Genomic DNA, 20,154 nt, shown 5'->3' with positions numbered 1-20,154 from the left:
GAGGAACCTTACAATCCGGTGAATTTCTGCTTACAGTTTCGTAAGGAAGGAAACCGTGAAGGTGGCCCCCTCTCCCGGCGTACTCTGAACTGTAATCACGCCGCCCTGCCCCTCCACAATGGACTTGGCCAGAGGGAGGCCCAAGCCGATCCCCGGCGCATCCAAGGTATGGCGGCTCCGGTAAAACCGCTTGAAAATGTGGTGGATATCCTCCGAGGAGATGCCGTTGCCGTTGTCAGACACCCGGATTTGGAGCATAGCAGGGGTGCGTGACCAGGCAATACGGATATGGCCGCCAGCCGCCGTGTGATCCAGGGCGTTCTTCACCAGATTTCCCAGAGCCTCGCTGGTCCACTCTGGATCGCAGAGCAGCCTTTCTTCAGGCTTTCCCTCTATCTGAATGGTCTTACCCTCCTGATCCGCCCTGGTCTGCAGATCCCGGATGGCACGGTCAATCAGCTCGGTGACGAGGATATCCCGGCGCTCAAAAACGATGCTGCCGCTGTCCAGCCGGGTGATCTTCAGCATGGACTGGATCAACTGCTCCATGCGCTGGAGGGACGCCCCCATCTTGCTGGCAAACTCCCGTACCGTGTCCGAGTTCTCCGGCTCACTCTCCAGGATCTCCTGGTACATCATCAGGGCCGCCAACGGCGTCTTCAGCTGGTGGGAGATATCCGAGATAGTGGACTTGAGGAACTCCTTGTTTTTATGCTCCGCCTCGTTTTTGGACTGGAGCATCGTAGACAACTGCTCGATTTCGGAGAACAGCTGGAATAGATCCCCCTCCTGGTTTTGAGGCAGATGGCTGGAAAAGTCCCCATCCATGTACTGGCGGACAATCTCCGCTGCATGCTGGTACAGGCGGCTACGGCGGTGCAGGAAGAACAAGGTCCCGCCCAGCAGCAAAGGGACCGACACAAAGAGAATGCCTGCCGCGACCCCGCCGGATACCGTTCCCCCGTTCAAGGTTAGGATACCGGCGGCAAGCAGAAACACACATAGCAGCAACTGGAGGATCAGGTACCGCCGCAGCTGCCTGTCCCGCAGAAAAGTCATGTCCCCTCCCCCTTCCACTGATAGCCGTAGCCCCTGACCGTCAGCAGGTACTTGGGCTGGGAGGGGTCCTTCTCCACCTTCTCCCGCAGCCGCCGCACATAGACCGACAGGGTGTTGTCGTCCACAAAGTCCCCGGCATTGTCCCACAGGTCGTTGAGAATGACCTCCCGCGTCACCACCCGTCCGGCATTGCGCACCAAGAGGCAGAGCAGGCGGAATTCTGCTTGGGTCAGTTCCAGGGGGCGGCCGCGCATAGCCGCCCGGCCGGAGACCAGGTCGATGGTCAGATCTCCACACTGCATTTGATTGGCCGGCTGTGCCGAAGAGATTCCCGCCCGGCGCAGCAGCGCCCGGATGCGGGAGAGCAGTTCCCCCAACTTGAATGGCTTTGTGACATAGTCGTCCCCGCCGGAGTCCAGGCCCCGAATCACATTGACCTCTTCATCGGAAGCGGTCAGGAAGATGATGGGTACCGTACTTCCCCTCTCTCTGACCTGCTCGCAGACGGAAAAGCCGGTGCCGTCCGGCAACGTCACATCCAAAAGGAGCAAGTCAAGGCAGTCTGGTTTGGACAGGCGTTCTAACGCCTCACCTACCGTGCGCGCCACATCAACTTGATAACCAGCTTTATTCAGTGAGTAGGTAAGGCCGTCAATCAAACTCAGATCGTCCTCTAAAAGCAGGAGTTTACTCATAATCATCCCCCCCGGAATGGTATTCTTCTGGCATTATACCACAAGGAGGAGTAGTCTGTATGGTATCTTACAGGATTGTAAGATGCGTGGTATTGGGGCAAGGAAAATATCAAGCCAGTTACTGATCTTTCTTAAAGGGATTTATTTCCCTATCTGACACTATACAAACTTTTGTTTTTGCGACCAGATATTCCTTTTCCAAATCTGCAAGATAATTCTGACGATACGAAGAGATATGGCCATGATTTGATGTCACAAAATAACCATACCGAGTCTTATCAATAAGGCCGAGGCGGCACAGTTCACTGAATGCCTTTCTAACGGTTTCCGGACTACTCCCGGCCGTTTTTGAAAGCTCTGTGTAAGAGGGCATTTTTGTCCCCAACCCATATTCCCCATGAAGGATACGAAAGAAAATCTCATTGGCAAGGCGCTGATATACTTTCTCGCGTACTTCAATGTCCCAGCTCATGCAGTGTCTCCTTATCCGAATGTCTTTTTGATCTCGTCCAACTCTTGCGCGTCTTCCACCCAATTCTCCACATAACCGCAATTACAGCAAACATAGCGGATCACTGGAATTTTACCGAACAAGGTCATCCTTGTGGTATAGATGTTGTTCCCACTGGCGTGTCGTGCCGGATGATCCGGCACACGCACGATATTTTCCGAATGACATTTGGGGCAGCACCTTGAGTTTTTCATCGTCAATCTCTCCTTGTCACAACAAGCAAAACGCAGCACTCCGTCAGCAAAGCCGCAGCCCAAATCCAAAGAGCCGGCGGCCATATCCCAACCAGTGCTGCAGCCAGCAGCATAATCAGCGGAACGAGATATTTGCGGGGATGATGCCACAGATCGCTTTCGGTTTTCCAGCCACGGATCGGATACCTCCACTCCAGAACGACCGAAAGGATGGCGCTTTGCAAAGCAAACAGAAGAAGCGTTATCCCATGGAAAAAGCCAGCGCCGCCGTTGATGAGCTGCCAGCTGCAAAGGTAGATGCAGGCGACAATGCTGTTGATTGCAAAGATAAACAGGCAATACCTTCGGCAAAACCGCCCCGCCTGTCCGGGCAGCACGCGGATCGCCTGCTCCAGATCCGGGTCGCAGGACAGCAGTGTGCAGATGGGCGTGTTGAGGCAAAGGATTGCAAGGCCGATGGGAAACATATTCATGCCTTGAACTTCACCAAACAGCAGCGGTAGAAAACCGGCGACCGCGGCCAGGCCCGCAGTGTTGATAAGGTATGTCTTGTTCGCCATCAAATAGCGCAACAGGTAGGTGAAGACGTTCCCGGTGCGGCCTGTATGCCGGACAGCTTTCTTTGCAACGCCGGCACTATAAAAATCATAGGCATCCGCAAAAGCCAGATACAGCACCGCGGCAATCGCGCTTACCGCCGCCGCAGAAAGGACCGCCGCCCACTGGCGCAAGAGCAAAATAGCGGCCAGGATACCGGCGACCCAAAGGAGCGGCAGCACAGCATGACCTCTCCGGCACATCCGATACCCCGCCGCTGTCACTGCACACGCCATACAGCCGCACAGAACCGCAAGGGTGATCTCCCCTATGTTCCATGAGGCGGCCGCAAAGAACAGCGCCCAGACCAGCAGCGTTTTGGTCACCAGGGTATGCGCCCCCAGCACCAAGACATAGCCAAAGACAAAACCGCGGTGATCGAACGGGAGCATCAACATTCCCTGCATGGCCTCCATCTGCCGCCGTCCGGTAAGCACCTGCCACATGACGCCGGCGGTAAACAAGGTGGACGTCAGATAGAGGATCGCGGGGGCAACCGCAACCCGAATTTCCGCTGCGTAGATGGCGATAAACAGGATCGCCGCCGCCAGAAGACTCTTTCTGGCGCTCTCATACTTGGCGCCAAAGAACTGCTTGGAGAGTGCCTTAATGGTGTTCTTCATCAGCCAGCACCTCCCGGATCTTCCCGGCAGCGATCTCCGTGCCGGTGAACGTCCGGCCGATCCTGCCCTGCTCCAAAACCAGCACGCGGTCAGAGGTCAAACAGATGCTCTCCAAAATATGGGACGAAAACAGGAGGGTCCCATACTGCTGATAGCCGCCCATGAGCTGGTACAAAAATTCCGTGCTTTGGAAATCGAGCCCGTTCACAGGTTCATCCAAGAGCAGCAGCTTGGGCCGCAGGGCAAATGCCGTAATGAGATAGGCCTTTTTCAGATTGCCGGTGGACAGCTCCTTTAGGAGCACGTCGGTATAGTCCTCGAAGTGGAAGCCTTTCACCAGGCCGGTCACATCCGGCAAAGCCACGCCATAGGACGCCGCCACATACGCCAGGTACTCCCGGAATGTGAAATACGGAAACGACCGATCCTCCGCAAAGACAATATACCGGCTCCGCTTGAACGCCTTGTCCCGGAACGAGAACGGGTAGCCGTCCCATGTCGCCTCATCCAGATGGTAGCCTGACAACAGACCTGCCACGGTCTTGATGAAGGTCGTTTTCCCGGCGCCGTTCAGACCGATCAGCCCGACAACTTCATGCTCCCCCAAATCCAGCGAGAGGCCGGAGAGTACGGGATGGCCAGCGGTGTACCAGACGCTTAAATTGTTGAGGGAAAGAAGTGCCGTGCCGCTCATGCCGCTCACCCCCGATTCTCTTTGTCCTTCTTCCAGATGGAATAGGCGGAATACAGGAAGGAACCGCCAAGGAAGATATACAGCAGCGCAAACGGGATGTTCATGGTGACGAAGCTGAAAATCATGCAGCCGATAAAAACGATGCCGAGGATCAGACGGAAATAAAAGTGACGCATATGAATAACCTCCTACCCTTTTGCTTGTTTGCGGGCTTCTTGTTTACAATGCAAGCATACACCAAAAGAAGCCCGCCGGCGGGAATGTCCGCGAACGGTAGGTTTTTGACCGCGAAAAAGCGGCGGGCGCCCGAAAGGCTACCCGCCGCATCTCAAATAGAGGTTATTTCGTTTTGATCGCCTGGAAGGACAGCGTAACGACCGATTGAAATATGCCGTCCTTATCATCCGTGCTGATGGTCCCATCATAGCGATCCGCCGCCGTCTGTACGCTCTTCAGTCCCCATCCATGAAATGCTCTGTCTGATTTTGTGGTCAACAGCTTCCCGTCCTCCCGTTTCAGGTCATGCCCATATCCGTTTTCCACTTTGATGATCAGCATGGCGTTGATCCGCCGGATGGTCAGGTTGAGAAAGCGCAGGCCATCGGGCGCGGCTTGCGCCGCCTCCAAAGCGTTGTCCAGCAGGTTCCCTAAAATGGTCGTCAGGTCAACGCTGCGAATATTGGTATTGTGGGGATACTCGATGTTTACCTTCGTTTTGATATGCTCCTGCTCCGCCAGCGCCAATTTACTGCTGATCAAGTAGTCAAGGGCCTTGTCGCCCGTCCAAACTGTTTGGGAAATCTCCCGGACAGGGGTTCTCAGATCCTCACAGTACCGGGCCGCCTCCTCCGTATCCCCTTGCAGAAGGCATTGATAAATAGCCTCGATATGATTGTGCAGATCGTGATAGAGCTTGGCGTTGCCCTCGTAGGTGCGGCGCAGCGCCTGATAATCCCGCTCCACGATCTCTGCCTGCTCCTGCTTCAGCCGCGCGATTTCCGACTCCATCTCACGCTGGCGGTTGACTCGATAAAACAGGATTGCGAACAGTAGCACCATAGAGAGGATGATCCAGGTCCCCACCAGGTCTTCGTCCAGCGTGAGCGCCTTTTGCTCAGACAAGGTCACCGCTCCGACCATGCCGAGGATGACAAGGACCGACAAGCTCCGCATGGCCCCGCCGCTTTGCCCACTCTGCCGGATCAGCATGACTGCGCCGCCCAGCATCAGTGCGCGCGTCAGCCAAACGCCGGCCAGGGATTCCAAGGCCGCCGGGTCAAGAAAGCTCTGTGAATGAAACAGGATGCCCAGGCCAGCTTGCAACAGGAAATCCCACAGCCCAACGCCTACTTCGTAAAAGAAGGCCAGGAACAGGCATAGATTGAGCTTATCCCGCAGGTAATACCATGAGACGGCTGTTATCACCAGTAGCTCAACGGCCAGCGGCCCAATGGCGGAATGGGACACCATTTGCAGGGCTGTGACCAGGACACCTCCGATGCCGGCAAGCAGCACGGCAACCCTTCTCGGCCGAAAGCCTGTTGCCCTGGCGACCAGGAAAAGCCCGGCATACAGCCGGAGTTCATTGGTGAGAAAATAGGAGAGCGTCAGCAGCCATGCCATCATATATGCGCCCCCCAGAACTCATTGATCTTCTGCTTTACCTCCTGCAGATGGGAACGGCTGATGGGCAGCTGCTCTCCATTTTTGAGCACCGCCATCCCGTCGCTGATTTTCATAATGTGGATGATATTGACAATACAGCCACGGTCAATAAAGATGAACTCCGGCGTGTTCAGTTCGTCGAATACCTGCTGCAGGCTCTTTCTGACTTTCGCAGTCCCGGCGCTTGATACAATCATGGCGTTTTTCCCATCCCGCTGGACATAGAATATATCCTTGAACGGGATCTTCTCCATGCGGCTGGCGGTCTGGATGGTGTACTCCTGTCCGGCTTCCAGCTCGATCAGTCTTGCGGCGTCCAGCACCGCGGCAGGCAGCTTTGCTTCCAGGTTGTTCTTTGGAACATAGCGGAAGATGGATAATTCAAAAGCGTCAATGGCATATTCCGTGTGCGAGGTCACAAAAATGATCCTGACATTGGGTAAAAATCCCTTGATCTGCTGCGGGAGTTCCATACCGCTGATCCCAGGCATTTCGATATCCAGCAGGATCAGATCGTAGAAAAAGGCGTCGTCGGTTATGTCATAAAGCAGATTGCGGCTCTGGGTATAGGTCGTGATCTCACAGCCGATCCCCGCCGCTTGCAGGCACTCCCTGACCATCCGCTCATGTAGGGCAACAGACTTTTCTTCGTCGTCACATATCGCAATCTTGACCAAAATCCATCCCCCTCCCTATTCTGGAATTATGTCAGTGCTCAGCGGTTCCTGGAGGCACCGATCCTATCCCTTATTATATGTTTTATTGGTTGGGAAGACAAGAGCATCCTCAAAAGGCGGCCGGCTTGACGAAGCCGGCCGCCTGCTTTCATATGGGAAGCGCCCTCCCATCTGGCGCCGTCCCAATGGCCTTTTTGAACAGCAGCCAGGTGCTGAGAAAATAGCAGATCAGCAGCAGTATCAGGATCCCCGCCGTCACAGCGATCTGTGCCATCAGGGTGCCGAACCCGATGTAGGCGGCGATCTCCGCGGACACGGTCTGCAGGAAATAGGCGATCACCACCATTGAGACGAGGATCGCTACGGCGATGGGAAGCCCAAACCACACTCCAAGCTGCCGGAGCACCAGCCTTCCGATGCGTCCCTCTTCCACGCCCAGTTTCCGCAGGACGGAGAAGCGATAGCGGTACTGGCCCGCGTCCAGGAGCTGCTGCAGGGACAGTACCGTGAGGCAAATGACCATCAGCACTACGGCCCCGTAGAGCATGGCGGCCTGCAGGACGAAGTTCCCGGCCTTCGTGCTGTTCACCTGCAGGGTGCTCAGCCGGATGGAGTAGGATACGCCGGTGTCAGCCAGCTCCGGGTACTGGCCGGTAAAAGCCTGCTCCAGTTCCCGGGCGTTGTCATAGGAGATGGCCTCCTCTGTTGTGATGTAGCGGTTGCGCATCACCGGGAGCAGTTGCTCACAGACACTGTCCGGGAAGATGTAGAGGACATCCGTGTAGGAGTTGTAGGCCGTCTCCCCGATGGAGTCCTCATAGAAGGGCTGCGCCGAGAGGGTCAGCGTGCCGGCATCGGTCCGCACCTGCGGATGCTCCCGCAGGAAGCTGTCCCGCTCCTCCTCCGTGGCGATGGCCTTCCACTGGGTCGCAAATTCGCCGTCCGCCAGGGCGATGGGCGCATAGCCCAGCATCTCCCGGATGGCGTTATAGTCGCTCAAGGCAATGGCCACCACAGGAAACTCGTATTTCACCCGGTTGTGGAAGTCCGCCCGCTCCGGCAGGTACAGGCTGAAGGCGCAGTCGCCGGCCACGGGGATATGGTGCCCGGCAAGGTACGCCGTGACCTCGTCATAGTTGTCGTCGGGCAGGTCCGCCTCCTCATACACGTCGTTATACCGGGAGAAGATCTGCACATCGTACATGGAGCGCTCGTCCAGGTATCCGGAGGCCCACCCCACCAGGACCGGCGCGGCGATGAACAGAAAGATGGCCAATACCAGGGTCACACAGGTCAGCGACATCGTCTTTCTGGTGGTGCTCAGCTTGGAGATGATCTGCCCAAAGAAGAACAGGTTTTCTCCCTTGTAGCGGTGCTCCGGCGCCCCCCCCTTCCACGCCACGAGAAAGCTGCTGGCGAGATAGAGCAGAGCGCAGATTAAGAAGATCAGATCCACCAGGACAAAGAGCAGGTACTGATTGACGCCCCCACCTCCCAGGGCCAGAAGATAACGGCTGTTCAGCGCCGGCACGCTGGCCGCCGCAATGGTATTCAGAAGGGCGCAGAGCAGAAGTCCGGAGAGGAGCGCCGGGAACCCGCCCTTCCTCCGCCGGAGCGCCCAGAGGACGGGCCACAGCAGGCTCATGGTCGGGAACAGGATGTTCCCCCAAAACATGAGCTGCACGGGCAGCGCAAAGCGGCTGTCCCAGTAGAACAGGACCTTCTGCACCCCGGTCACGCACATCCAGACCGAGAACACTTCAAAGAAAATCGCAAGCACCCAGATCCAGCGGCTCCTGCGAAACTCCGGCCCATTCTCCCGGTCCGCCGTGAGCATGTCGATGATTTTCATTTTCCGGATGGCCCGGGTGTTGGAGAGGCCCACCACCAGGAAACTGAGAATGAAGAATCCCGCCGTCAGCAGCACGGTGTCCGGAAACAGCGTCCAGGTGATCTCATACTGCTTCCCATAGGAGGTGAGCAGCAGCGCCGTGATAAACTGGGAGCAGAACACCCCCAGAAAGATCCCGGCGGCGATGGACACCAGCCCCATGAGGAAGGTTTCCGCGAAGAAGAGTCGGCCGATGGTCCGCTGCTCCATCCCCATGACGGACTGGAGGGCAAACTCCCGCTGTTTCCGGCGGAGCATATAGTGGTTGACGAAGCGGATCAGAAACAGCAGGATCAGAGTGACGGCGCAGATGGCCAGCTTCATGCCGTCACTGAGCATGGTGAAGTCATACTCCGTTCCAATATCCGGCTCGTAGTAGCTGCTGGAGATAGAGAGGAAGGAGTAGAACAGGGTGACGCAGATGGTCATGGTCAGGAGGTAGACCAGGTAGTCCTGGATCGACCGCCGGGCGTTTCGGAGGACGAGCTTAGCATACATGGCTCTCCCCTCCTCCCAGCAGGGTCAGGACATGCAGGATCTTCTCAAAGAAGGCGCTCCGACTGTCGCTGCCCCTATTCAATTCCGTAAAAATCTTCCCGTCCTGCAGGAACAGGATCCGACTGGCGTAACTGGCGGTGAAGGCATCGTGGGTCACCATGAGGATGGTGGCACCCAGCTGCTCGTTGATGCTCTGGATGGTGGATAGGAGCATCTGCGCCGAGTGGCTGTCCAGCGCGCCGGTGGGCTCGTCAGCCAACAGCAGCTTGGGGTGATTGATGATGGCCCGGGCGCAGGCACACCGCTGCTTCTGGCCGCCGGACACCTGGTAGGGGTACTTATCCAGGATGTCCCGGATATTCAGCTTCCCGGCCATCTCCCGGATGCGGGGCTCCACCTCACCGGCGGGCGCCCCGTTGATGGCGAGGGCCAGCGCGATATTCTCGGAGATGGTCAGGGTATCCAGCAGATTGAAGTCCTGGAAGACGAAGCCCAGGTTTTCCCGGCGGAACCGGGCCAGGGATTTGGGCCGCAGCTCCGTCACGTCCGTCCCCTCCAGATAGATGTGGCCGGCGCTGACAGTATCAATGGTGGAGATACAGTTGAGCAGGGTGGTCTTGCCAGATCCAGAGGCCCCCATAATCCCTAAAAACTCACCCTCCGCAACGGAAAAACTGATGTCCTGGATGGCTTTTGTGAGATTCCCTTCATTGCCGTAGTATTTCTGAATGTGCTCCAGCTTCAAGATAGGCTCCATGTGTCCTGCCTCCCAATGTTCGTTTCTTGCCCCTATTGTACCTGCCGCGCGGCCGCTTTTGTATCAACTTTTCTTTCACAGTTCTTACAAAAATGTAAGAAGTGCAGAACCGGTCAGCTCTGCACCCCTGTGATAAAGTCGTTGATATGGAAGGCGAGGGTGATGGTGGTCCCGCTGCCGCCAGCTGAGGATGCGGACAGCCCGATCCCCAGCTTGTCGCACAGACGCTTGCAGAGATACAGGCCGATGCCGGTGGAGCTGTGGATGGTCCGCCCGTTCTGGCCGGTAAAGCCCTTCTCGAAGATCCGCGGCAGATCGCTCTCCGGGATGCCGAGCCCGTTGTCCGCAACAGACAGGAGCACCTGGTCCCCCGACCGCTCCGTGAAGATGTGCAGGACGGGCTGCTCCGGGGAGCGGTACTTGACTGCGTTGCTGATGATCTGATTGAGGATAAAGCGCACCCATTTATCGTCGGCATAGACGACTATCTCCAGGTCATCCACCGTGATGGCCATATCGCACTGCCGCAGCAGATACTTATTGTCGGCGATGGCCCCATGCACCACATCCGCCAGGCTCATCTCCCGGATGGAGTAGTCCTTCTCTGTGTGCTCGCTGCGGGCGTAGTAGAGGGCCTGCTCCGCACAGCGGTTGATGTTCTCCAGCTCCGCCAGCACCTCCCGGGAAAAGGGGGAGTGGTTGTTCTCACACAGCAGCTTCAGCGCGGTGATGGGCGTCTTGACCTCGTGGACCCACTGCTCGATGTAGGTCCGATATTCGCCCCGCTCCCGCTCCACCTCGCCGATCCGCTCCAGCATGGACTTCCCGGCCAGCTTCAGGAGCTGATAGTACTGCATTTTGATGAAGTTTACACTTTGGAAATTGCATTTTTGCAATCATTCTGTATAATGGAAGTATGCGGAGGAGGTGCGTGTTTATGGCTTTACCCGGAACACCCGGACAGCGAATTTCCGATTTATGCAACGGGAATCACATCACACAAAAGGAACTTGCGGAGAAGATAGGCGTTTCCGCTTCCCAGTTGAGCCGCATTGTCAGCGGTGAAACGAGAACGGTCAGCAGTGATATTCTCATGGGAGTGGCAAAGGAATTTAAGGTATCGACGGACTACATACTGGGCTTGTCCACCGTGAGCGTCCGCAAAAGCTATGATATTTCTGAATTGGGCTTATCCGAGGGAGCCGTGAGGGGGCTTGTGACGGGCACAGTCGATGTGCAAATCCTCAATCGCTTACTGGAACACAGGAACTTTCCAAAGCTGATAGATTTGATACGGATTTATTTTCAAGACACGGCGGCAAAGGGGATAACAGCACGAAACCAGCTTATCGAGATGGCAACGGCTTCCCTGTCCGACCTGATGAAAGAACACCCGGAACACCGGGCAGAAGCAAGACAGGATTTACAAGTTTTGAACGCCCAGAAGATGGGGGAGCATGAAGCGGAGATTGAGAAAATCAAGAGCGTGTTCCTTGCTATCCTGCGGGATATTAAGAAAGACATAGACAACGGAGAACAGCCGGGGGAAGCTGTGACCGCCGCCATGTTCCAGACCATGCGGGACGCATTGGCGAAGCAGAAGCAAACACCACTTTCCATTGACGATGTAACGGCGATGGTTGCCGGACAGATCGGACAGCTTGCACCGATGGACGAGGAAACCTCCGACTTGTTTCAGAAGTTGGCGAAGAAGCTGATAGAGCAAATGGAGAAGAAGTAATAGACTATTCAACAATCAGAAAAGGTGTTACAAGTGAATTAGTTTTCACTAATCATTTGATAAATAGAAAGGAAGTCGTATTATGAGTATTCGATATAGTATAGCTAAAAGTGCATTACGGGTATTAGGATTCAAAAAAATGTTTCAGTTGCCATTGAACAGACTCATAATAAAAGCAGAACATCTTAATAAAAATCGAAATTTTCAAATACCGAAAAATCGCAAGTATATTTATAACGATATTCCTATAATGAATGGGAAGTATCATTGTCTGTCTATTCAGAAACACCAACAACGGACAGAAAAAGCAATATTATTTTTCTTTGGTGGCGGAATGATTATTGGTCCAGATGGGGGTGACGTAAAATGCGCCGGGGAATATGGGGCGGACTGTAATATGGATGTATGGTTTCCTTATTATCCTCTTTGTACTCGAAATAGTATTTTAGAAACTTATAAGATGGTGTTTGATACTTACCGAAAAATGGTTGCGGTTTATGGCGCAGAGAATATTACGCTACTCGGTTTTTCGTCTGGAGCAGCTTTAGCTATTGGTGTTTGCCTATACAACAACACTTTAGATCACCCCTTGCCTATGCCGCATAGAATTGTGGCGTGTTCACCGGGGTGCTGTCCTGATAGCAATGTGCAACTGAATAAAATGAAAGAATTAAATGCAAAGGATATTATGGTAGATGTTGCTTTTATGGAAAATGTAAGAACACTTATGCAACATGGCGAAAGTGTTCCAGATTATATGCTATCAGGTACACTCGGTAATTTTAAAGGCTTACCAGATATTCATTTTTGGTATGGTAGCGACGAAGTGCTATATGCTTGTGCTGAAAATTTCGTAAAAGCTTGTAAAGCGGAAAATGTAACCTATACATTAAATGTGGGAAAGGGAATGTGTCACTGCTACCCGATGGTATCTTTTTTTCCAGAAGGGAAATCAGCGCATAAAGAAATATGCCAGAAAATTTGTGAAAATAAAAATATTAAATTGTAAGTATTATAGGAGCATTAGCAAATGATTTTAGCAATCGAAACTATAATTTTATGTATTATCTTTTTTCTGCTTTGTTTTGGTGGAACAGGCACTGATGATAAAAATTTGAAAAACTATTCATCTTATCCAGATAAGGTGCAAAATCAAATAAAGGAAATTATAGAGTATCAGGGACGCTTTAAAGAAAGCAATAAAATAATAGTATTTATATCGAATTTTCTACTATTCCTGCCTTTATTTTTCATATTAGGATTGTTTATTAGAGAAAATAACTTTTATCATAATTTCATTTGCCTAAATATAATTGGACAAAGCCTGAATATATTTGATTTGCTAATCATTGACCTTTTATGGTGGAGGAATACGAAACGTATTCGCTTTACAAAAATACCTGAAAAAGAATTGTATCAAAATCCGCAGAAACATATACAGTCGTTTATTCGAGGATTTATCTTGTATCTGATAATCGCCATAATAGACGGATATATATTGACGCTATTTTAAGGATAAAGATAGCAAAGCCAGCCGAGCCAGTCAACGGTCAAGATAAACGGCGCATTTCATGCGCCGCCGTTGACAGTCACGCCCGTCTTTGCTAAAGGGTAATCAATGCGGGAAAGCCCTAAAATGGCTTCCCGCCCATTTCAATTTTTAGAAAAGAAACGCTCCAAAATCAGAAAGAGAGCGGCCAAGCACTTTGAGAGATTGGCCGCCTTGTCCACCCATTCAGCGGGGCGGCGGACGGCGGTCAAGACCGGGTGCAAACCCGTTCATTTCAGTCTTGACGGTTGCCCGCTGTCCTGCTATTTTTCCGGGAGTGTGGCCACAACTTCGGGACACTTTGGGTCTGTTGACAAAGTCAAAATTGGGGGAGAAATATGGTAAAATAAGAGGAAATGAGATAGGAACGGTGATGGGAATGCAGCTGGCCGTACACATGGTAACGATAGAGGAATTGGTGCCGAGGGAGCACTATTTGCGTCGGCTGGAGGGTGTGCTGGACCTGTCCTTTGTATATGAGGAAACGTCCCATCTGTATAGCCGGCGGTACGGCCGTCCTCCCATTGACCCGGTGGTGCTGGTGAAATATCTGCTGGTGGGCTTTCTGTACGGGATACCGTCAGAGCGGCAGATCGAGCAGCGCGTCCAGACGGATGTGGCCCTGCGGTGGTATCTGGGACTGGACCTGTTTGACCGGGTGCCGGACCACAGCACGATCAGCCAGCTGCGGCGGAGGAAGCCGGCCTTCCGCAAAGTATTTCGCCGGTTGTTTGAGGAGGTCGTGGGGCAGTGCATCGCCAATGGGCTGGCCAGCGGGCGGCTGGTGGGGACAGACTCCACCCATGTGAAGGCCAACGCCTCCCGGGCCTCGGAGGAGCAGGTGGAGCTGACAGAGGAGCCCGGGGTGTACTGGGAGCGGCTGGATGCCTATGAGGAGGAGGGGCTGGCGGAGCTGGAGCGCAAGACGGGGAGGCGGCGCAAGTCCCGGACAAAGCAGGTCAAGAAAGACCGGCGGCAGACGAAGAAGCGGGTAAGCCGGACAGACCCAGAGGCGGGTCACATGAAGCGCCCCGGGAAGCCCAGGGGACAGTATTACCTCTCTCACCAGACGGTGGACACCGACCACGGTGTCATCCTGGATGTGAGGGTGACGCCCGGCGACGTCTATGACTCCGTGCCCTACCTGGAGCAGTTGGAGCATGTTCACCGGGCTGTCCTCCCTATCCAGGCCGCGGCGGCGGATGCCGCCTATGACTTCCCTCTGGCCCACCGGGTATTGGATGATCTGGGCATCCGGTTTTTCGTCCGGCCTCAGACGGCCCATGACCGTACCAGCGTAGAACTGAAGCGGGAGGCGTTCCGATATGAGGAAAGCCTGGACGCATACGTCTGTCCCAACGACAAACTGCTGAAGCTGAATACCCTCCACCGCAGCGCCAGCGGGCTGTACCGGCTGTATCTGGCAGACAAGCGGGACTGCCAAAGCTGTCCATTCCGCTCACAGTGCCTGAGGCCAGAGGACAGGCGGGGCGCCCGGAAGCTGGAGCACAGCTATTTCATGCCCCAGCGCCGAAAAAACCTGGAGCGGCGTACCCAGCCGGAGTACCGGGAGGCGCTGAGGCTGCGGCAGATCTGGTGCGAGGGCTCTTTTGCCATCCAGAAACGCTGCCACAACTTAACACGGCTTTTGCGGCGGGGACGAGAGGCAGCGGAGGACCACTGCCTCCTTTCCGCCGCGGCCTTGAACCTCAAAAGATTGATACGAAACGCAGATTGACGCCATGGGGCGTCTTTTTTCTTCCCCCTCATCCTGTCAACCCATGATCATAAGTCACTTTGTCAACAGACTCACTTTGTCCACAAGTCAGAGCGTAGGACGAAGAACGGGGGTGTTCATATACGCCCTGTCTGCTGTCGAAAACAGACCTGCGCTTGCGGCTCCACGCCACACAAGCACAGCCCTGTTTTCCTGCCGCTTCAAATGCCCTTGCCCTCCCCAGCGGCAACGGCATTTTCACGGCAACGCCGACAGAGCGTATAACACACTACACTTTGCTTCGCAAAGTCGTGTGCCAAATGGGGGCGTTGCCCCCTTTGGAAACCCCCACAAAAAAAGGCGGTACGCTACCCCTCCACGGGGCGCATACCGCCTTTTCTTGTTATCCAGCCCTCTGGCTGTATCGGTTGAGCAAAAGTCAGCGTGGGATTGGTGTGGTATCTTTATCTAAGTGATACCCCTTGCTCCCATTTTGAAACTGTTTGCCGCACAATGTTCAGCTTGACGGCAAGCTCCTGCTGGGAAAGGCCCTTTGCTTTTCTGATCGCTTTTATATTTTCGTTGAGCATAAAGGACAGCCTCTTTTCTTTCCGTCGCTGCCGTTATTGTAGCCGAAATTGCCCGTTGCCGCAAGCAACGGGTCTTAACATCCCCAGAAAGCGGCAATAAAGCCTGCCGGCTGCCCCTCATGGAACAGCCGGCAGGCTTCAGTTGATCGGCAAAATCAGCTCCGCCCTGGCGCCGAGGCCGGTATTGGCAAGGCGCAGGGCCCCGCCGTGGCGCTTCGCGGTCTGGGCGGCGAAATAGAGGCCCATCCCCATGTGGCCCTCCTGGGGCCGGCTGGCGTCGCTGGTGTAGAAGGCCTGGCTCCCCCGGGCCAGGGCCTCCGCGGAAAAGCCGGGGCCGGTGTCCTCCACGGCGATGGTCAGCGCCTCGCCGTCCGCGGCCACGGACAGGGTGACGGCGCCGCCGGCGGGCGTGTAGCGTGCCGCGTTGTCCAGCAGATTGCTCACCGCCCGGTCCAGGTCCCCCCGGTAGACCGCCAGCTCCAGCCGGGGCACCTCCGGGCAGCGGAACGCCGCCGGCTTTGCCCCGCAGAGGCTCTGGCCCACCTCCCGCCAGCCCTCGGCCAGCGCCGGGAGGGAAACCCTCTCCTTCTCCCGGCTGAGGGCGGCCTCGGAGCCGGTCATGGCCCGCAGCTGGGCCACATAGTCCTGGAGGCGGAGGGCGCTGCGGAAAATGGCGTCCACACTCTCCCGCTGGCCCTCGGTCAAGGCGTCCTCCCCCAGCAGCTCCGCGTTGCCGCTGATGACGCTGAGGGGGGTCTTGAGGTCGTGGGTCAGGGCCGCCAGCTCCAGCCGGCGCTGCTGCTCCATGCCCCACTGGCTCTCCAGGGACTCCGCCAGGTTCCGCCGCAGGTCGTCCATGGCCTTTAGCGTCGCCCCGAACTCCCGCACCCTCGCCCGCCCGGTGATGGGCACGTCCAGCCGCCTCTGGGCGATGGCCTCCGTGGCGCCGGTGAGCAGGGCGGCGTCCCGCCGCAGAAGGCCGGCGAAGTGATGGGTGGAGATGGCCCCCGCCGTCAGCCAGGCAAGCAGCAGAACGATGGTGGCGCAGGTCTGGAACTCCGGCAGGCGGCGCTGAAGCACCTCGGCGCCGTAGGGCATGGAGTAGTCATATTGGATTACGCAGGTGGTCCCGTCCGGCAGCTGGGTCAGCCGGTGGTACTGGGAGTAGAACATTCCCTGGGGGTCCCGCTCCCCGGCCAGGGCGGCCTCGGCGTAGTCCAGGTGCTTCTCATCCATGTTCCCCGGGTCCCGCACCTGCCCGCCCCCGTCAAAGATGGCCCAGCGGTAAAAGTAGGGGATCTCCTCCGTGTCCAGTTCCCCGGAGGAGAGGGCCTGGGCCACCGCCTCCACCCCGCTGGCGGCGGTGTTGGCCGGATACACGATGCCATACCGCATCATGGTGGTCATGCCAAACCACCAGAGGACCGCCAGCAGGATGACCACGATGCCGGTGGTGATCAGATACCGCCAGAACAGCGCGGTGAGGCCGGCGGGCCGTCTTATCCATTTTTCCACTTGTAGCCCACCCCCCAGACGGTTTCAATAGGGCTCTCCCCTGCCGAGCGCAGCTTGGCCCGGATGTTCTTGATGTGCTCCGTCACGGCCGAGGCGTCCGCCTCGCCGTCGTAGCCGAAGGCCGCCTCATAGAGCTGCTCCTTGGAGAAGGTCTGGCCCGGGTGCATGGCCAGGTACTCACAGATGGCGTACTCCCCCTTGGTCAGTTTCAAGGGCGTGTCCTTCCAGTACACCGCCCGCTCCCCCAGGTCGAAGTCCATCGCCCCCCGGCGCAGGCGGGCATGGGGCGTGCGCTGCTCCCGGCGAAGGTGGGCCGCCACCCGGGCCCGCAGCTCCGCGACGCGGAAGGGCTTGGTGAGGTAGTCGTCCCCGCCCAGCCCCAGGCCGGTGAGCACGTCGGCCTCCTCGGTCTTGGCGGTGAGGAAGAGGATGGGGCAGTCCGCCAGCCCCCGGATGCGGCGGCAGAGGGCGAACCCGTCCTCCCCCGGCATCATCACATCCAGCAATATGCAGTCCGCCCAGCGGCAAGCGGATTCGTCCACCTCCCGGCCGCTCAGGCGGGTGGACACCTGGTGCCCGTCCCGCTCCAGGGCGGTCCTCAGCAGGGCGCAGAGATCCTTGTCATCATCCACCACCAGGATATGGGCCATCATGTCACCTCAGTTCAGCAGAAGGTACAGCCCCCAGGAGAGGGCGTAGAGAATGTAGATGTGGGCGGGATAGAAGGCATAGAACAGCAGCTTATGCCCGCCGCCCCGCCGGCCATTATACCACAGCATCAAGGGCGCCGCCAAGATGCCGTAGATCTCATAGTACTGGGTGAAGAGCTGCCACCAGACGAAGTCCGGGGCCATAGCGGAGGCTATGGCGGCCATATAGACTACGCCATAGAGGATGTAGTAGACGGAGAAGGCCGCCACCTGCACACCCCGGCGCTTTCTAAACAGGTAGAGCACCAGCCCCATCACCAGCACCGGCCAGCCGCTGTCCCCGGTGGTGCCCCATGTGGGCAGGACCGAGTAGGCGGCAAAGCCCAGCGGCGTGGCCAGAGCGGGAAAGGCCACAGACAGCTGGCTTGCCAGGATGGGCCAGGCCAGGGGGAGGATCACCGCCGCCAGCCCGGGCAGGACCTTTTTCTGTCCCAGCCAGTCGATGCCCTGCCAGATCACCATGAGCACCGCGAAGGTGGTCATCATGCCGTTCCCCGGGTAGAACCCGTCGGGCCGCACCAGGATGCCGCCGAAGGCCATGAAGAACAGCAGGGCGGACATGGCGGCGGAGAGGATGTAGACCTTGGCGAAGTACTTCTTCCGGCTGTGGGTGTGGGTGAAGCCCTCCACCAGGCAGAAGAGGAACAGGGGCGCCCCCAGCCGCCCCACCATGCTGAACCACTCCTGGATCATGCCGGTGAAGCCGAAGAAGTAGTGGATGTGGTCCATCACCATGGTGACCAGGGCGATCCACTTGAGCCCCGTCTCGGTGATGCCGCCGGTCTTAGTCAATGCGCGTGTCGTTTCCATAGCAGAAGTCTCCTTATCAGATTCTGCCGCTATGGTAACAGGCAATTCTAAGGAAAGTATCAAGATGGATTGGAAAATATCCAGTCGGACTCTGAAGTTACTCCCTGCTGCCGCCTCCCCCCTGCATAGTCATCACCCCGGCGGCTAAGCGAGTTCTCTCCGGCGGTCCCTCTTTTTGATAAGTTCAGATTTTTGAATATAAAATCTATTGAAAAGTCATACTATATGCAGTATAATCCTATTGAAAAATCTGTTCATCAGGAGGTGCCGTATGCTTTACCGAAAAATAGCCTCTCTGATCGAGGCACATCTGCAATCGGACTCGAACAAGATCCTGCTCATTGACGGCGCCCGTCAGGTGGGCAAGACCTACATTGTCCGCTATGTGGGACAGAAGCTGTTTGAGAACTACATCGAGATCAACCTGGTGGAGGACGCGCTGGGCGCCGGGCTGTTTGCCAACGTCCGGACGGTGGAGGACTTCTACCTTCAGGTGAGTATGCTCGCCGGCGACAGGATGAAGGAAAAGGAAAATACGCTGATTTTCCTGGATGAGATCCAGGCCTATCCTCACCTGCTCACCATGCTCAAGTTTCTGGCTCAGGACGGCCGGTTCACCTATATCGCAAGCGGCTCGCTGCTGGGCGTCACGCTGGCGCAGACCCCCTCCATTCCCATGGGCAGCATCCGAAAGGTCCAGATGTTCCCCCTGGATTTTGAGGAGTTCCTGTATGCGAATGGGCTGAATGAATTTGCCATCACCGCTATGCGCCGGAGGTTTGAGGCATTGGAGGCGCTGGACGAGGCGACGCACAACAAGGTAATGGATCTGTTCCGCAAGTATCTGCTGGTCGGCGGGCTGCCCGATGCGGTCAATACCTATCTGGCGGAGAAGAACATACAGACTGTGCGGGAGATCCAGCGGGAGATCCATGACTACTATGCCGCCGACGCCTCCAGATACGGCGAAGAGCGGAAGCTGATGATCCGGCGCATCTACGACCTCATCCCCTCCAATATGGAGAACAAGAAAAAGCGCGTGGTAGCCAAGAGCATTGAGGATAAGAAGGGAAAGACCTTCCGCGATTACAGCGACGAGTTTGAGTATCTGATCAGCGCCGGGATCGCCCTGCCCGTTCAGGCCATCTCCAATCCGGTTTTCCCGCTGATCGAGTCCGCCGGGAAAAACCTGCTCAAGCTCTATCTCAACGATGTGGGGCTCCTGACGTGCCTTCTTTACGGGAACAATATCCGTGCCGTCCTGGATGATGAAAAGAGCATCAATCTGGGATCCGTCTATGAGACTGTCGTCGCCAGCGAACTGGCCGCCCATGGCTATAAGCTGTACTACTATGACAACCGCAGCAAGGGCGAGGTCGATTACCTGATCGACGATTACAGCAGCCTTTCCGCCGTCCCCCTTGAGGTCAAGTCCGGCAAGGACTATACCGTACACAGCGCGCTCAACACCTTTGTCCAAAATGAGGACTACCATATCAAGAAGGCATTCGTACTGTCCAATGAGCGCAAGGTATCCAGCAAGGGGAAGATCACCTATCTCCCGATCTACTATGTCATGTTCTTCTCCGCGGCCTCCGGCTGAGGCATTTTTCTTGACTCTGCCGTGAGTTTCTTCCTACGGTGGCCCATAAAAACGAAAA

Annotated in this window: 18 protein-coding genes and 2 pseudogenes; 5 read left to right on the top strand and 15 right to left on the bottom strand. The window is 56.1% G+C overall.

Features of this window, described 5'->3' with window-relative positions:
- Positions 1–30: 30 nt before the first annotated feature.
- From B5F19_RS04415 to B5F19_RS04365, 11 genes and pseudogenes are all read right to left on the bottom strand, one after another.
- A complete protein-coding gene (locus B5F19_RS04415; RefSeq protein WP_087288380.1) occupies positions 31–1,059 on the bottom strand; it encodes a HAMP domain-containing sensor histidine kinase in 1,029 nt (342 codons plus the stop codon).
- The gene (locus B5F19_RS04410) at positions 1,056–1,754 is read right to left on the bottom strand and encodes a response regulator transcription factor (protein WP_087288403.1); all 699 of its coding nucleotides are present in this window, start codon (positions 1,752–1,754) and stop codon (positions 1,056–1,058) included. The genes B5F19_RS04415 and B5F19_RS04410 overlap by 4 nt, the downstream gene beginning before the upstream one ends.
- Positions 1,755–1,872: 118 nt before the next feature.
- On the bottom strand, positions 1,873–2,226 hold the full coding sequence (locus B5F19_RS04405) for a GntR family transcriptional regulator (protein ID WP_087288378.1): 354 nt from the start codon (positions 2,224–2,226) through the stop codon (positions 1,873–1,875).
- A 235-nt stretch (positions 2,227–2,461) separates the two neighbouring features.
- Positions 2,462–3,679, bottom strand: a complete 1,218-nt coding sequence (locus B5F19_RS04395; RefSeq protein WP_087288374.1) for a hypothetical protein — start codon at positions 3,677–3,679, stop codon at positions 2,462–2,464.
- Positions 3,663–4,373 (bottom strand): ABC transporter ATP-binding protein, encoded by a 711-nt coding sequence (locus tag B5F19_RS04390; RefSeq protein ID WP_087288400.1) that lies wholly within the window; start codon positions 4,371–4,373, stop codon positions 3,663–3,665. Before B5F19_RS04390 ends, B5F19_RS04395 begins: the two co-directional genes overlap by 17 nt.
- Positions 4,374–4,378: 5 nt before the next feature.
- Positions 4,379–4,549, bottom strand: a complete 171-nt coding sequence (locus tag B5F19_RS17650) for a hypothetical protein (RefSeq protein ID WP_204248291.1) — start codon at positions 4,547–4,549, stop codon at positions 4,379–4,381.
- A gap of 163 nt (positions 4,550–4,712) precedes the next feature.
- A complete protein-coding gene (locus B5F19_RS04385) occupies positions 4,713–5,999 on the bottom strand; it encodes a sensor histidine kinase (protein WP_087288372.1) in 1,287 nt (428 codons plus the stop codon).
- Entirely contained in the window at positions 5,996–6,715 is a 720-nt protein-coding gene (locus tag B5F19_RS04380) for a LytTR family DNA-binding domain-containing protein (RefSeq protein ID WP_087288370.1), read from the bottom strand. The genes B5F19_RS04385 and B5F19_RS04380 overlap by 4 nt, the downstream gene beginning before the upstream one ends.
- Before the next feature lie 148 nt (positions 6,716–6,863).
- Positions 6,864–9,104 (bottom strand): ABC transporter permease, encoded by a 2,241-nt coding sequence (locus B5F19_RS04375; RefSeq protein ID WP_087288368.1) that lies wholly within the window; start codon positions 9,102–9,104, stop codon positions 6,864–6,866.
- Positions 9,094–9,861 (bottom strand): ABC transporter ATP-binding protein, encoded by a 768-nt coding sequence (locus B5F19_RS04370; RefSeq protein WP_087288366.1) that lies wholly within the window; start codon positions 9,859–9,861, stop codon positions 9,094–9,096. The genes B5F19_RS04375 and B5F19_RS04370 overlap by 11 nt, the downstream gene beginning before the upstream one ends.
- 113 nt (positions 9,862–9,974) lie before the next feature.
- A pseudogene (locus tag B5F19_RS04365) lies at positions 9,975–10,712 on the bottom strand (sensor histidine kinase); the annotation flags it as partial.
- Positions 10,713–10,798: 86 nt separating this feature from the next.
- Between B5F19_RS04365 and B5F19_RS04360 the strand changes: the two are divergent.
- The 4 genes from B5F19_RS04360 (at position 10,799) to B5F19_RS04340 (ending at position 14,889) form a co-directional block, all read left to right on the top strand.
- A complete protein-coding gene (locus B5F19_RS04360) occupies positions 10,799–11,602 on the top strand; it encodes a helix-turn-helix transcriptional regulator (RefSeq protein ID WP_087288365.1) in 804 nt (267 codons plus the stop codon).
- Positions 11,603–11,684: 82 nt separating this feature from the next.
- A complete protein-coding gene (locus tag B5F19_RS04355) occupies positions 11,685–12,611 on the top strand; it encodes an alpha/beta hydrolase (RefSeq protein ID WP_204248290.1) in 927 nt (308 codons plus the stop codon).
- Between the two features lie 21 nt (positions 12,612–12,632).
- Positions 12,633–13,115, top strand: a complete 483-nt coding sequence (locus tag B5F19_RS04350; RefSeq protein ID WP_087288364.1) for an ABC transporter permease — start codon at positions 12,633–12,635, stop codon at positions 13,113–13,115.
- Positions 13,116–13,524: 409 nt separating this feature from the next.
- Entirely contained in the window at positions 13,525–14,889 is a 1,365-nt protein-coding gene (locus B5F19_RS04340) for an IS1182 family transposase (RefSeq protein WP_087288362.1), read from the top strand.
- Between the two features lie 449 nt (positions 14,890–15,338).
- Here the strand turns inward: B5F19_RS04340 and B5F19_RS04330 are convergent.
- The 4 genes and pseudogenes from B5F19_RS04330 to B5F19_RS04315 form a co-directional block, all read right to left on the bottom strand.
- Positions 15,339–15,458: pseudogene (locus B5F19_RS04330) on the bottom strand (helix-turn-helix transcriptional regulator); the annotation flags it as partial.
- A gap of 138 nt (positions 15,459–15,596) precedes the next feature.
- Positions 15,597–16,973, bottom strand: a complete 1,377-nt coding sequence (locus B5F19_RS04325; RefSeq protein WP_242972693.1) for a HAMP domain-containing sensor histidine kinase — start codon at positions 16,971–16,973, stop codon at positions 15,597–15,599.
- Positions 16,958–17,623: a response regulator transcription factor gene (locus B5F19_RS04320; RefSeq protein ID WP_087288358.1), complete on the bottom strand. Its 666-nt coding sequence runs from the start codon at positions 17,621–17,623 to the stop codon at positions 16,958–16,960. Before B5F19_RS04320 ends, B5F19_RS04325 begins: the two co-directional genes overlap by 16 nt.
- 9 nt (positions 17,624–17,632) lie before the next feature.
- Positions 17,633–18,493, bottom strand: a complete 861-nt coding sequence (locus B5F19_RS04315; protein ID WP_087288357.1) for a TraX family protein — start codon at positions 18,491–18,493, stop codon at positions 17,633–17,635.
- A 271-nt stretch (positions 18,494–18,764) separates the two neighbouring features.
- Between B5F19_RS04315 and B5F19_RS04310 the strand changes: the two genes are divergently transcribed.
- On the top strand, positions 18,765–20,096 hold the full coding sequence (locus tag B5F19_RS04310; protein WP_087288355.1) for an AAA family ATPase: 1,332 nt from the start codon (positions 18,765–18,767) through the stop codon (positions 20,094–20,096).
- The last annotated feature ends 58 nt before the right edge of the window (positions 20,097–20,154 follow it).

Origin of the sequence: Pseudoflavonifractor sp. An184 (genome assembly GCF_002160305.1) — a bacterium.
In the GTDB taxonomy this organism is placed as follows: domain Bacteria; phylum Bacillota; class Clostridia; order Oscillospirales; family Oscillospiraceae; genus Lawsonibacter; species Lawsonibacter pullicola.
This window is presented reverse-complemented; position numbering and strand designations above follow the sequence as displayed.